The organism is Pseudomonas sp. A0308 (assembly GCF_044218815.1).
Taxonomy (GTDB): domain Bacteria; phylum Pseudomonadota; class Gammaproteobacteria; order Pseudomonadales; family Pseudomonadaceae; genus Aquipseudomonas; species Aquipseudomonas iridis.
In genome coordinates this window covers 4,121,301-4,133,414 of sequence record NZ_CP162581.1, presented here as the reverse complement: position 1 = coordinate 4,133,414, position 12,114 = coordinate 4,121,301, and the positions used below count along the sequence as shown (strand labels likewise).

The window sequence follows — 12,114 nt, the reverse complement described above, 5'->3', positions numbered from 1 at the left end:
CATGAAAAAGATCCACTGCGCCGAGCGCCCCGACTGGAAACCGACAGCCGAGAGCCTCGGCTTCATGTTCCACACCATCGACGACGAGCCCTACTGGGACGAAAGCGCGTACTACCAGTTCACGCTCGCGCAGATCGAAAATGATCTGGAAGACCCGACCACCGAACTGCACGAGATGTGCATGGACCTGGTCGACCGCGTAGTGCGTAGCGAAGAGTTGCTTGATCGACTGAGCATCCCGCCTGCGTACTACGACATGATCCGCACGTCCTGGCTGGAAGGTCATCCGCATCTGTACGGACGCATGGACTTTTCCTACAGTGGAAACGGTCCGGCGAAACTGCTGGAGCTCAACTACGACACGCCAACCAGCCTCTACGAAGCGGCGGCGTTCCAGTGGGGCTGGCTGGAGCAATGCATCGAGCGCGGCACGCTGCCGAGCCATGCCGACCAGTTCAACAGCATCGACACCAAACTGCATCAAGCCTTCGCCGAGTTGCAGCTCAAGCGGCCGTTCTACTTCGCCTCGATGAAAGACTCGGTTGAAGACAAGGGCACCACGGACTACCTGCGCCTGATTGCGGAAAAAGTCGGCATCGAATCACGGCACATCGACATCGAGGACATTGGCCTCAGTGCCGACGGCCGTTTCGTCGACCTGCAGGATCGCTGGATCCCGCACCTGTTCAAGTTGCACGCCTGGGAGTTCATCTTCCACGAGCCGTTCGGCGCGGCGATTGCCGCGTGCGATACGCAGTTTTTCGAGCCTGCGTGGAAGGCGATGCTGTCAAACAAAGGCGCGCTGCCGTTGCTGTGGGAGTTGCACAAGGGCCATCCGAATCTGCTCGCGGCGCATCTCGATCCGAATCCGGCCAGCGCCGTACCCAGGGGCTGGGTGCGCAAACCGTACTTTTCCCGGGAAGGCGCCAACATCGAGCTGCAAACCGCGGACGGTCTGATCGTCAAAGAAGACGGGCCTTACACCGATGCGCCGTTCATCCTGCAGGAGTTTGCGCCATTGCCGAAGTTTGACGACAGCTACACGCTGATCGGCTCCTGGGTAATTGGTGATCAAGCGGCGGGGATTGGTGTGCGTGAGGACAACAGTCTGATTACCAAGGATTCGAGCCGGTTCTTGCCGCACCTGATCCTGGACTGAGCCGTTAAAAGCGCAAATTTTCAGCAACAAAAACCCGTATCGTGGAAGCGCTACGGGTTTTTCGTTTTTGGCGCCGGTTATGAAAGCTCGGTAGAGCGAGCCGGCGTATCCGCCAGAGGCTTTTCTTTGGGCGCCTCGTGGGTGCCGATGCCGGCCATTCTGCGGCGCGAGATTTCCGCCCCCCGACGGCGCAGTGGCGTCTCGACGAAGCGGTAGTTCAACTCACTGCACACGGCCATGACCGCCAATGCGGTGAGCACCATTTCCACCGTGAACTCTGGGCCCAGCACCACGCCCCGCTCGCTGGCCACGCGGCTCCAGATTTCAGTACTCAAGTGGTAGGCGAACATGTGGATGACGTACAACGCATAGGAGCGCGACCCCAGCCATTGTCCGAACCCGCTCAAAATCGCCGGACAGTAGATGTAGCCTTTTTGATAACTGGAGAGCCAGACCAGGATCAATGCATTCAGCGCAATCAGCCCGACAGCGATCGGCATCGAGATCATCTGGCCGGCAATGGCGCCGAGCATGTAAAACAGAAACAGCGTGATGCCCAGTCGTTTGAACACGCTATCACCCAGTGCCACAGGCTCGATTTGCTTGTACAAGGACGTGCGCGTGAACAGGCACAACAGAATGCCCCACATCATCGCGTCCAGCCGGAACGAGAAAAGCATCGGGGCGGGTGGCGCGCCAAAGCCATTGCGATCCAGAGGAAACTGCACGGCAATCAGCGCGATCAAGGCGATTACCCGCCAGCGCGTAGAGGTGATCAGCAACAGGAACAGCGGGAAGATAAAGTAGAACTGCTCTTCCAGCGCCAGGCTCCAGTACACCGAATTCGGCCCCAGCAGCACGCCATACTGGTTCGCCAGATTGCCCGAGAATGTAGCGACTGCGGTAAAGCTGCGCAGGTTCTCGAACCACGACTGGAATGCATTCGACTGGTTGAAGAAGATCGAGAACGCCAGCGGTATCAGCACCCATAGCCACGCGGTGGGCAGCAGACGATAAGCGCGACGGATCCAGAAAGAAGTAGCGGCGACGCCGAACCGGTTCTGTTCGCGATTCTTGTCGAAGTAATCGAGATAGGCCTTGCTGACCACGTAACCGGAAATACAGAAAAACAGATCCACCCCTGACCAGGGTGAGTACACATTCAGCAAATTCCCAAAGAACCCCGCATGGAACGGCAACATCAGAGTGATGTGAGCCAAAACCGTCATCAGGATCGCCACGCCGCGCAGGTACTCGATTTCCTTGTTCTTGCTACTGCTCATGGGTTTCTCTTGTTGTTATGGAACAGCCCCTACACCGGGGGACCTGTTCTTGCAGAAAATCGACTGGATCGCCAGTCGCCGGGACGGATCATGGATCGGCTTGGCCCCGCCTTCAAGGCTCAGTACAAAACTTTACTGCCGCAATCGCCGGGACTGTTCAGTCATCTCATGGAGCGCCCGCCACTTTCAGCCCTGCCAAAACGACAAAACCCCCGCGATGCGGGGGTTCTGAGGCTAAATCCGGAGCGATTCAGGACACGAATCAGAACGGAATATCGTCATCAAAGCTGTCGAAATCCGGAGCCGGTTGCGGCGCGGCTTGCTGTGGAGCCGGGGCCGAACGCTGTTGCGGAGCCGACTGCTGCGGGCGTGGAGCCTGCTGACGTGGCGCTGGAGCGGACTGCTGATAGTTGTTGCCGCCGCCTTGTTGCTCGCCCTGTTGTGGACGGCCGCCAAGCAGTTGCATGGTGCCTTGCATGTCGACCACGATTTCGGTGGTGTAACGCTTGATACCGTCTTTTTCCCACTCACGGGTCTGCAGCTTGCCTTCGATGTAAACCTGCGAGCCTTTACGCAGGTATTCGCCAGCGATTTCTGCAACCTTGCCAAACATCGAAACACGGTGCCATTCGGTCTTCTCGACCTTCTGACCGGTTTGCTTGTCGGTCCACTGTTCGCTGGTTGCCAGACTCAGGTTGGTCACGGCGTTACCGTTAGGCAGGTAGCGAACTTCGGGATCCTGGCCGCAAGTGCCGACCAATATGACTTTGTTAACCCCACGGGCCATAACGTTCTCCTAGGCTTCGCAAGCAGCCCCGGCCGGGTTGTTCACCAGGCGTTCGAGGGTGTCGCGATCCACTAATTCTTTGTCCAGTTTGATGTAAACAGCCGCTTCATCAGCAACTATCACTGCATCGGTTACCCCTACGAGGGCCTTGAGGCGCTCGACCAGACCCGCTTCGCGGATCGCCTCGGGCGACAACGGCAAGCGCAGGCTCGTCACGTAGGGAGGTTCGCGCATGGTAACAGCAAAGGCCAGCCATATGGCAGCCAGCCCGGCACATCCAAGGAACACAGCCGACAGACCGCCATGCTGAAACAACCAGCCACCGAGTATCCCGCCGAGAGCCGAACCGAGGAACTGGCTGGTGGAATACACGCCCATGGCCGTGCCCTTCCCGCCCGCCGGTGAAACCTTGCTGATCAGCGACGGCAATGAAGCCTCCAGCAGATTGAACGCGGTGAAAAACACCACCGTGCCAATCACCAGAGCCCGCAAGCTGTCACCGAACTGCCAGAAGAATAGCTCAGTCAGCATCAGCGTCATGACGGCGCCGAGCAAAACTCGTTTCATTTTGCGTTTCTTCTCGCCATAGATGATGAACGGGATCATGGCGAAGAACGAAATCAGCAGTGCCGTCAGGTAGACCCACCAGTGCTGCTCCTTGGGCAAACCGGCTTTTTCCACCAGTGCCAGGGGCAACGCGACGAAGCTCGACATCAACATGGCATGTAACACAAAGATGCCCAGATCCAGGCGCAACAGATCCGGATGCTTGAGCGTCGGCAGCAACGCCTGCCGCGCCACGCCCGACTCCCGATGCTGCAATGGCCCGGTGGACTTGGGCACCATGAACATGACGATCACGATTCCGACCAGCGCCATCGCGCCAGTGGCGAGAAACAATCCGGACAAGCCGAAGGCACTGGTCAGCAGCGGCCCGACCACCATGGCCACGGCGAATGACAGGCCAATGGTCATGCCGATCATTGCCATCGCTTTGGTGCGGTGTTGTTCACGGGTCAGGTCAGACAGTAACGCCATGACCGCAGCGGAAATCGCCCCGGCGCCTTGCAGGATCCGCCCGGCGATCACGCCCCAGATCGAGTCGGCCTGAGAGGCCAGCACACTGCCGAGGGCGAAAACGATCAGCCCCAGATAAATAACTGGCCGGCGGCCGATGCGGTCGGAAATAAACCCGAACGGAATCTGGAAAATCGCCTGTGTCAGGCCGTAAGCGCCGATAGCCAACCCAATCAGGGCCGGGGTCGCTCCTGCCAGATCCATGCCGTAGGTCGCCAGCACCGGCAACACCATGAACATGCCAAGCATACGGAAGGCGAACACCAGGGCCAGACCGCTCGCTGCGCGGGTCTCGCTGCCACTCATGCGTTCGCTGTGGGGATCGTGCATGGAAAAACCTCGTGTGAACCGGCGGCGATTCTACCAGTCCCATCGAAAGACGGGGTATATCGCGACGCTTTGCCACGCATAGATGAAACTCTCTTCATACAAGGCAAAAAACGCTTGGTTTGATAGTGTGCATCCATCCAGTATTTGCCCGTATACTCCTACGTTTTCGACGCCCGCCGAGCGAGGCCACTTTGGACAAGATCCTGATACGTGGGGCCCGTACCCACAACCTGAAGAACATCGACCTGACCCTGCCACGGGACAAACTGATCGTCATCACCGGCCTGTCTGGATCCGGCAAGTCTTCCCTGGCCTTCGACACCCTGTACGCCGAAGGTCAGCGCCGCTATGTCGAATCCCTGTCGGCCTACGCCCGGCAGTTCCTGTCGATGATGGAAAAACCTGACGTCGACACCATTGAAGGCCTGTCGCCGGCAATCTCCATCGAACAGAAGTCGACCTCCCACAACCCGCGCTCCACGGTCGGCACCATCACCGAAATCTACGACTACCTGCGCCTGCTCTATGCGCGCGTCGGTACGCCGCGCTGCCCGGATCACGATATTCCGCTGGAAGCGCAGACCGTCAGCCAAATGGTCGACCTGGTACTGGCGCAACCGGAAGGCAGCAAACTGATGCTGCTGGCACCGGTGATTCGCGAACGCAAAGGCGAGCACCTGTCGGTTTTTGAAGAACTTCGTGCGCAAGGTTTCGTCCGCGCCCGGGTCAATGGCCGAATCTGCGAGCTCGACGAGCTGCCGAAACTGGATAAACAGAAGAAGCACTCGATCGATGTAATCGTCGACCGCTTCAAGGTTCGCGCCGATCTGCAGCAACGTCTGGCCGAGTCTTTCGAGACCGCACTGAAACTGGCGGACGGTATTGCCCTCGTGGCGCCGATGGACGACGAACCGGGCGAAGAGATGATCTTCTCGGCACGCTTCGCCTGCCCGATCTGCGGCCATGCGATCAGCGAACTCGAGCCCAAGCTGTTCTCCTTCAACAACCCGGCCGGCGCCTGCCCGACCTGCGATGGCCTGGGCGTTAAGCAATTCTTCGACATCAAGCGACTGGTCAACGGCGAACTGACGCTGGCCGAAGGCGCGATCCGCGGCTGGGACAGGCGTAACGTCTATTACTTCCAGATGCTCGGCTCGCTGGCCTCGCACTATGGTTTCAGTCTGGAGAAGCCATTCAACGAACTGCCGGCCGATCAGCAGAAGTCCATCCTGCACGGCAGCGGCTCGCAGAACGTCGACTTCAAATACCTCAATGACCGTGGCGATATCGTCAAACGTTCGCACCCGTTCGAAGGCATCGTGCCGAACCTGGAGCGACGTTACCGCGAGACCGAATCGGCGAGCGTGCGTGAAGAGCTGGCCAAGTTTCTCAGTACCCAGTCCTGCCCGGATTGCCGAGGCACCCGCCTGCGTCGCGAGGCGCGGCACGTCTGGGTCGGCGAGAAAACTCTGCCGGCGGTGACCAACCTGCCAATCGGCGATGCCTGCGAGTATTTCGGCACGCTGAAGCTGACCGGTCGTCGTGGCGAAATTGCCGACAAGATCCTCAAGGAAATCCGCGAGCGTCTGCAGTTCCTGGTTAACGTCGGGCTGGACTACCTCTCGCTGGACCGCAGCGCGGACACCCTTTCCGGCGGTGAAGCCCAGCGGATTCGTCTGGCCAGCCAGATCGGTGCTGGCCTGGTGGGCGTGTTGTACATCCTCGACGAACCGTCGATCGGCCTGCACCAGCGCGATAACGACCGACTGCTCGGTACGCTCAAACATCTGCGCGATATCGGCAACACGGTGATCGTGGTCGAACACGACGAAGACGCCATCCGTTTGGCCGATTACGTGGTCGATATCGGTCCGGGCGCTGGCGTGCATGGCGGCCATATCGTCGCCGAAGGTACGCCCGCCGAAGTCATGGCGCACCCGGACTCGCTAACCGGCAAGTATCTATCGGGCCGGGTGAAGATCGCAGTGCCAGCCAAGCGCACGCCACGCAACAAGAAGCTGACCCTGTCACTCAAGGGCGCGCGCGGCAACAACTTGCGCAATGTCGATCTGGAAATCCCGATCGGCCTGCTGACGTGCGTGACTGGTGTGTCCGGTTCGGGCAAATCGACGCTGATCAACAACACGCTGTTCCCGCTGAGCGCCACGGCACTCAACGGTGCGACCACGCTGGAAGCAGCAGCACACGACAGCATCAAAGGCCTGGAACATCTCGACAAAGTCGTCGATATCGACCAGAGCCCGATCGGCCGTACGCCGCGCTCCAACCCGGCGACTTACACCGGGCTGTTCACGCCAATCCGCGAACTGTTCGCCGGCGTGCCGGAGTCACGCTCGCGTGGTTACGGGCCTGGGCGTTTCTCGTTCAACGTCAAGGGCGGTCGCTGCGAAGCGTGCCAGGGCGACGGTCTTATCAAGGTGGAAATGCACTTCCTGCCGGACATCTATGTGCCGTGTGACGTGTGCAAGAGCAAGCGCTACAACCGCGAAACCCTTGAGATCAAGTACAAGGGCAAGAACATCCACGAAACCCTCGAGATGACCATCGAGGAAGCACGGGTGTTCTTCGATGCGGTACCGGCACTGGCGCGCAAGCTACAAACGCTGATGGATGTGGGGCTGTCGTACATCAAGCTCGGGCAATCTGCGACCACGCTGTCCGGTGGTGAAGCGCAGCGGGTCAAGCTGTCACGCGAGTTATCCAAACGCGACACCGGCAAGACCCTATACATCCTCGATGAGCCGACCACAGGCCTGCACTTCGCGGATATCCAGCAATTGCTCGATGTGCTGCATCGCCTGCGCGATCACGGCAACACCGTGGTGGTGATCGAACACAACCTGGACGTGATCAAGACGGCTGACTGGCTGGTTGATCTCGGGCCTGAAGGCGGTTCCAAGGGTGGACAGATCATCGCCACCGGCACACCGGAGGAAGTGGCCGAGATGAAGCAATCTCACACCGGTTACTACCTCAAGCCGTTGCTGATCCGTGATCGGGCCTAAACACCGGGCATGAAAAAGCCCCTGTCACTTCATCAGTGACAGGGGCTTTTTTATATCTTTGCAATCAGGAAGTATGCGACTGCAGATAGTTCTCGAGACCGATGAGCTTGATCAGGCCCAACTGCTTTTCCAGCCAGTAGGTGTGATCTTCTTCGGTGTCGTTCAGCTGAATCCGCAGGATCTCACGACTGACGTAGTCTTTGTGTTGCTCGCAGAGCTCGATGCCTTTGCACAGCGCAGCGCGCACTTTGTACTCAAGGCGCAGATCCGCTTCGAGCATTTCCGGCACCGTGGTGCCAACATCCAGATCATCCGGACGCATACGCGGTGTGCCTTCAAGCATCAGAATCCGGCGCATCAACGCATCGGCGTGACCAGCCTCTTCTTCCATCTCATGGTTGATTCGCTCGTAGAGCTTGGTGAACCCCCAGTCCTCATACATCCGCGAATGAACGAAATATTGGTCACGCGCGGCCAGTTCGCCGGTCAGCAACGTGTTGAGGTAATCGATTACGTCTGGGTGGCCTTGCATCGCCCTACATCTCCCTGCTTGAAAGGCTGTAGTTTGAACCAACCGGACCGGGAGGTCACTCTTTCTACGCAATAAAAGCGAAGATATTCTGAGAAATGAGGCCTAAATAACGCAAAAACCGCCCAAATGAGGGCGGTTCTGCTTATCGTTTAGACTTCGTTAAGCTGTACGTTGAGCAGCTTTGCGATTGCTTCTCCATACGCCGGATCGGCTTTGTAAAAGTGCTGCAACTGGCGGTCTACGACGTCAGGCGAAACCCCGCTCATTGCCCCGGCAATGTTGCTGACCAACAGAGCTTTTTGCTCGTCACTCATCAAGCGGAACAGCGCACCGGCGTGGCTGTAGTAATCGGTGTCTTCGCGGTGATCGTAACGATCAGCAGCACCGCTCAAGCTCAGGGCAGGTTCAGCATAATGCGGCGCTTGCTTTGGCGACTCGATGTGGCTGTTCGGCTCGTAGTTGGGCGCCGCACCACCGTTGCTGCCAAAAGCCATCGCGCCATCACGCTGATAGGTATTCACCGGACTGCGCGGAGCATTCACCGGCAATTGCTGGTGATTGGTGCCGACACGGTAGCGATGGGCATCAGCGTAAGCGAACACACGACCTTGCAGCATGCGGTCAGGCGAGAGACCGACGCCTGGAACCATGTTGCTTGGGCCGAATGCGGCTTGCTCGACTTCGGCAAAGTAATTCAGCGGATTGCGGTTCAATTCCAGCTCGCCCACTTCGATCAGCGGGAATTCTTTCTGCGACCAGGTCTTGGTGACATCGAACGGGTTCTCGAAATGCGCCGCAGCTTGAGCCTCGGTCATGATCTGGATGCACACGCGCCATTTCGGGAAGTCACCGCGCTCGATCGCCTCGAACAGGTCACGCTGGGCGTAATCCGGATCGGTGCCCGCCAAACGCGCAGCATCTGCCGGCGTGAGGTTTTTGATCCCTTGCTTGGTCTTGTAGTGCCACTTCACCCAGTGACGCTCGCCCTGCGCGCTGATCAGGCTGTACGTGTGACTGCCGAAGCCATGCATGTGACGGTAGCCGTCGGGAATACCGCGATCAGAGAACAGAATCGTGACCTGGTGCAGCGCTTCGGGGGAATGCGACCAGAAGTCCCACATCATTTGCGCACTTTTCAGGTTGCTTTGTGGCATACGCTTTTGAGTGTGGATGAAGTCTGGAAACTTCAGGGGATCACGAATAAAGAACACTGGCGTGTTGTTGCCAACGATGTCCCAGTTGCCCTCTTCGGTATAAAACTTCAAAGCGAAACCACGAGGATCGCGCTCGGTATCAGCCGATCCACGCTCGCCGCCGACAGTAGAGAATCGCAGAAAGGTCGGAGTTTGCTTGCCCACAGACTCGAACAGCTTGGCGCTGGTGTACTGGGTGATATCGCCAGTAACAGTGAACGTACCGTAAGCACCCGAGCCCTTGGCATGCACGCGGCGCTCAGGAATGTTTTCACGGTTGAAGTGGGCGAGCTTCTCGATCAAGTGAAAATCGTCGAGCAGAAGCGGGCCGCGCGGGCCGGCAGAGCGAGAATTCTGGTTATCAGCGACTGGAGCGCCACTGGCGGTAGTAAGCGTTTTCATCTGGCTCATACGGTCTTCTTCCTCTTTCAGTCTTCAAACTGCCGGCTAATCGGCTTGGTGGGAAGTATTGATCATTAACGTGACACCTACAAATTCATTGCCTCGCAGACATCGATAGAAAATTACTAATGATCATTTCCCGCACATGATGACAAAAGAGGGGAGCCGCAAGCTTGTACAAATCAATCATTTTCTTACAGGCACAAAAAACCGGGCACTAGGCCCGGTTCTTCGTTTCAGACTGACGTCTTACTCAGCGGATACAGCTTCACCGCCGGTAGCACGATCAACCAACTCGACGTACGCCATAGGCGCGTTGTCGCCAGTGCGGAAGCCGCACTTGAGGATGCGCAGGTAGCCACCCTCACGGGTAGCGTAACGCTTGCCCAGGTCGTTGAAGAGCTTACCAACGATAGCTTTCGAACGAGTACGGTCGAAAACCAAACGGCGGTTAGCCAGGCTGTCTGTCTTGGCCAAAGTGATCAGCGGCTCAGCAACGCGACGCAGTTCTTTAGCTTTCGGCAGTGTAGTTTTGATCAGCTCGTGCTCGAACAGCGACACCGCCATGTTTTGGAACATGGCCTTGCGGTGCGAGCTGGTGCGGCTCAGGTGACGACCACTTTTACGATGACGCATGGTTCATTCCTTACCAAACACTACGTTCGGTGATTACGACGATCAGGCAGTCGCCTTGTCGTCCTTCTTAAGACTTGCAGGCGGCCAGTTGTCGAGGCGCATGCCGAGGGACAGACCGCGGGAGGCCAGAACGTCCTTGATTTCAGTCAAGGATTTCTTACCCAGGTTCGGAGTCTTCAACAGCTCTACTTCGGTGCGCTGAATCAGGTCACCGATGTAGTAGATGTTTTCCGCCTTAAGGCAGTTAGCCGAACGTACAGTCAGTTCCAGATCGTCAACCGGGCGAAGCAGGATCGGATCGATCTCGTCTTCCTGCTCGACAACCACTGGCTCACTGTCACCTTTGAGGTCGACGAACGCAGCCAACTGCTGTTGCAGAATGGTTGCAGCGCGGCGAATTGCCTCTTCAGGATCCAGAGTACCGTTGGTTTCCAGATCAATAACCAGCTTGTCCAGGTTAGTACGCTGCTCGACACGGGCGTTTTCCACCACGTATGCGATACGGCGAACCGGGCTGAACGAAGAGTCAAGCTGCAAGCGACCGATGCTGCGGCTTTCGTCTTCATCGCTCTGACGCGAGTCGGCTGGTTCATAACCACGACCACGAGCTACAGTGAGCTTCATGTTCAGGGCGCCGTTAGACGCCAGGTTAGCGATTACGTGATCGGGATTAACGATCTCGACATCATGATCCAGCTGAATATCGGCAGCGGTAACCACCCCCGAACCCTTCTTCGACAAGGTCAGCGTAACTTCGTCACGACCGTGCAGCTTGATGGCCAGACCTTTAAGGTTCAACAGGATTTCAATTACGTCTTCCTGTACACCTTCGATGGCGCTGTACTCGTGGAGCACACCGTCAATCTCGGCCTCGACTACTGCGCAGCCGGGCATTGAGGACAACAGGATGCGTCGCAGCGCGTTGCCCAGGGTGTGGCCAAAACCACGCTCGAGAGGCTCGAGAGTGATCTTGGCGCGGGTTGGACTGACAACCTGCACATCAATATGGCGGGGTGTCAGGAACTCATTTACCGAAATCTGCATGGATGCACCTATTTTCTAGCCCTTACTTGGAGTAGAGCTCGACAATCAGGCTTTCGTTGATGTCGGCGGACAGATCACTGCGAGCAGGAACGTTCTTGAAAACGCCCGACTTCTTCTCAGTGTCTACTTCTACCCATTCTACGCGGCCACGTTGGGCACACAGATCGAGAGCTTGGACAATGCGAAGCTGGTTTTTTGCTTTCTCGCGAACTGCAACCACGTCACCAGCACGAACCTGATACGACGGAACGTTTACGGTCTGACCGTTAACGCTGATCGACTTGTGCGATACCAGCTGGCGGGATTCGGCACGAGTCGAACCAAAGCCCATACGGTATACAACGTTGTCCAGACGGCATTCGAGCAGTTGCAGCAGGTTTTCACCGGTTGCACCTTTCTTGCCAGCAGCTTCTTTGTAGTAGCCGCTGAACTGACGCTCGAGAACGCCGTAGATACGACGGACCTTCTGCTTTTCACGCAGTTGGGTGCCGTAGTCGGACTGGCGACCGCGGCGTTGGCCGTGGATACCAGGTGCTGCTTCAATGTTGCACTTCGATTCGATCGCGCGCACGCCGCTCTTCAGGAAGAGATCGGTGCCTTCGCGACGAGCGAGTTTGCATTTTGGACCAATGTAACGAGCCATTC

The 12,114-nt window shown here is 57.6% G+C and carries 10 protein-coding genes; 2 read left to right on the top strand and 8 right to left on the bottom strand.

The window, feature by feature from the left end; translation table 11 throughout:
* Position 1: 1 nt before the first annotated feature.
* Positions 2–1,159, top strand: coding sequence for a glutathionylspermidine synthase family protein (locus tag AB4P92_RS19075; protein ID WP_395598003.1), 1,158 nt, complete (start codon positions 2–4; stop codon positions 1,157–1,159).
* Positions 1,160–1,236: 77 nt separating this feature from the next.
* On the opposite strand, the gene AB4P92_RS19070 is transcribed toward AB4P92_RS19075, so the two are convergent.
* The 3 genes from AB4P92_RS19070 to AB4P92_RS19060 all read right to left on the bottom strand — a co-directional run bounded on the left by AB4P92_RS19070 (position 1,237) and on the right by AB4P92_RS19060 (position 4,636).
* Positions 1,237–2,442, bottom strand: a complete 1,206-nt coding sequence (locus tag AB4P92_RS19070) for an acyltransferase (protein WP_047303710.1) — start codon at positions 2,440–2,442, stop codon at positions 1,237–1,239.
* A gap of 262 nt (positions 2,443–2,704) precedes the next feature.
* On the bottom strand, positions 2,705–3,229 hold the full coding sequence (locus AB4P92_RS19065; protein ID WP_042561333.1) for a single-stranded DNA-binding protein: 525 nt from the start codon (positions 3,227–3,229) through the stop codon (positions 2,705–2,707).
* A 9-nt stretch (positions 3,230–3,238) separates the two neighbouring features.
* Positions 3,239–4,636: an MFS transporter gene (locus AB4P92_RS19060; RefSeq protein WP_395598002.1), complete on the bottom strand. Its 1,398-nt coding sequence runs from the start codon at positions 4,634–4,636 to the stop codon at positions 3,239–3,241.
* Positions 4,637–4,827: 191 nt separating this feature from the next.
* On the opposite strand from AB4P92_RS19060, the gene uvrA reads away from it, so the two are divergent.
* A complete protein-coding gene (gene uvrA / locus AB4P92_RS19055) occupies positions 4,828–7,662 on the top strand; it encodes an excinuclease ABC subunit UvrA (protein WP_042561335.1) in 2,835 nt (944 codons plus the stop codon).
* Between the two features lie 64 nt (positions 7,663–7,726).
* On the opposite strand, the gene bfr is transcribed toward uvrA, so the two are convergent.
* The 5 genes from bfr to rpsD form a co-directional block, all read right to left on the bottom strand.
* Positions 7,727–8,194 carry a bacterioferritin gene (gene bfr / locus AB4P92_RS19050; RefSeq protein WP_047303712.1) on the bottom strand — a complete coding sequence of 156 codons (468 nt, stop codon included), beginning with the start codon at positions 8,192–8,194 and terminating at the stop codon, positions 7,727–7,729.
* Positions 8,195–8,343: 149 nt separating this feature from the next.
* Entirely contained in the window at positions 8,344–9,798 is a 1,455-nt protein-coding gene (locus AB4P92_RS19045; protein ID WP_395598001.1) for a catalase, read from the bottom strand.
* A gap of 240 nt (positions 9,799–10,038) precedes the next feature.
* The gene (gene rplQ, locus AB4P92_RS19040) at positions 10,039–10,425 is read right to left on the bottom strand and encodes a 50S ribosomal protein L17 (protein WP_042561338.1); all 387 of its coding nucleotides are present in this window, start codon (positions 10,423–10,425) and stop codon (positions 10,039–10,041) included.
* Between the two features lie 42 nt (positions 10,426–10,467).
* On the bottom strand, positions 10,468–11,469 hold the full coding sequence (locus AB4P92_RS19035; RefSeq protein ID WP_003186012.1) for a DNA-directed RNA polymerase subunit alpha: 1,002 nt from the start codon (positions 11,467–11,469) through the stop codon (positions 10,468–10,470).
* A 22-nt stretch (positions 11,470–11,491) separates the two neighbouring features.
* On the bottom strand, positions 11,492–12,112 hold the full coding sequence (rpsD, locus tag AB4P92_RS19030) for a 30S ribosomal protein S4 (RefSeq protein WP_003176404.1): 621 nt from the start codon (positions 12,110–12,112) through the stop codon (positions 11,492–11,494).
* Between the last annotated feature and the right edge of the window lie 2 nt (positions 12,113–12,114).